The organism is Streptomyces sp. NPDC058646 (genome assembly GCF_042716875.1).
GTDB lineage: Bacteria > Actinomycetota > Actinomycetes > Streptomycetales > Streptomycetaceae > Streptomyces.
In genome coordinates, this window is record NZ_JBHXRK010000084.1 from 1 (window position 1) to 1,578 (window position 1,578).

A 1,578-nucleotide genomic window follows, 5' to 3' on the forward strand; every position below is an offset into this window, starting at 1 on the left:
GACCCTTCGGGGAAAGGAAAGTGGTGGAGCCGACGATCCAGACTTGTAGTAGGTAAGCGATGGGGTGACGCAGGAAGGTAGTCCAGCCCGGGCGGTGGTTGTCCCGGGGTAAGGGTGTAGGCCGAGGGGTAGGCAAATCCGTCCCTCATTAAGGCTGAGACCTGATGCCGAGCCGATTGTGGTGAAGTGGATGATCCTATGCTGTCGAGAAAAGCCTCTAGCGAGTTTCATGGCGGCCCGTACCCTAAACCGACTCAGGTGGTCAGGTAGAGAATACCGAGGCGTTCGGGTGAACTATGGTTAAGGAACTCGGCAAAATGCCCCCGTAACTTCGGGAGAAGGGGGGCCATCACTGGTGAGAGGACTTGCTCCTTGAGCTGGGGGTGGCCGCAGAGACCAGCGAGAAGCGACTGTTTACTAAAAACACAGGTCCGTGCGAAGCCGTAAGGCGATGTATACGGACTGACGCCTGCCCGGTGCTGGAACGTTAAGGGGACCGGTTAGTGCGCTTTCGGGCGTGCGAAGCTGAGAACTTAAGCGCCAGTAAACGGCGGTGGTAACTATAACCATCCTAAGGTAGCGAAATTCCTTGTCGGGTAAGTTCCGACCTGCACGAATGGCGTAACGACTTCTCGACTGTCTCAACCATAGGCCCGGTGAAATTGCACTACGAGTAAAGATGCTCGTTTCGCGCAGCAGGACGGAAAGACCCCGGGACCTTTACTATAGTTTGATATTGGTGTTCGGTTCGGCTTGTGTAGGATAGGTGGGAGACTTTGAAGCGGCCACGCCAGTGGTTGTGGAGTCGCCGTTGAAATACCACTCTGGTCGTGCTGGATGTCTAACCTCGGTCCGTGATCCGGATCAGGGACAGTGTCTGATGGGTAGTTTAACTGGGGCGGTTGCCTCCCAAAGGGTAACGGAGGCGCCCAAAGGTTCCCTCAGCCTGGTTGGCAATCAGGTGTTGAGTGTAAGTGCACAAGGGAGCTTGACTGTGAGACCGACGGGTCGAGCAGGGACGAAAGTCGGGACTAGTGATCCGGCGGTGGCTTGTGGAAGCGCCGTCGCTCAACGGATAAAAGGTACCCCGGGGATAACAGGCTGATCTTCCCCAAGAGTCCATATCGACGGGATGGTTTGGCACCTCGATGTCGGCTCGTCGCATCCTGGGGCTGGAGTCGGTCCCAAGGGTTGGGCTGTTCGCCCATTAAAGCGGTACGCGAGCTGGGTTTAGAACGTCGTGAGACAGTTCGGTCCCTATCCGCTGTGCGCGTAGGAATATTGAGAAGGGCTGTCCCTAGTACGAGAGGACCGGGACGGACGAACCTCTGGTGTGCCAGTTGTCCTGCCAAGGGCATGGCTGGTTGGCTACGTTCGGGAGGGATAACCGCTGAAAGCATCTAAGCGGGAAGCCTGCTTCGAGATGAGTATTCCCACCTCCTTGAGAGGGTAAGGCTCCCAGTAGACGACTGGGTTGATAGGCCAGATGTGGAAGCCCGGTAACGGGTGAAGCTGACTGGTACTAATAGGCCGAGGGCTTGTCCTCAGTTGCTCGCGTCCACTGTGTTAGTTCTGAAG

The 1,578-nt window shown here is 56.6% G+C and carries 1 rRNA gene; it reads left to right on the top strand.

Going from position 1 to position 1,578, the window contains the following annotated elements:
* Positions 1-1,546, top strand: a 23S ribosomal RNA gene (locus ACFWUZ_RS36295); the annotation flags it as partial.
* Positions 1,547-1,578: the final 32 nt, after the last annotated feature.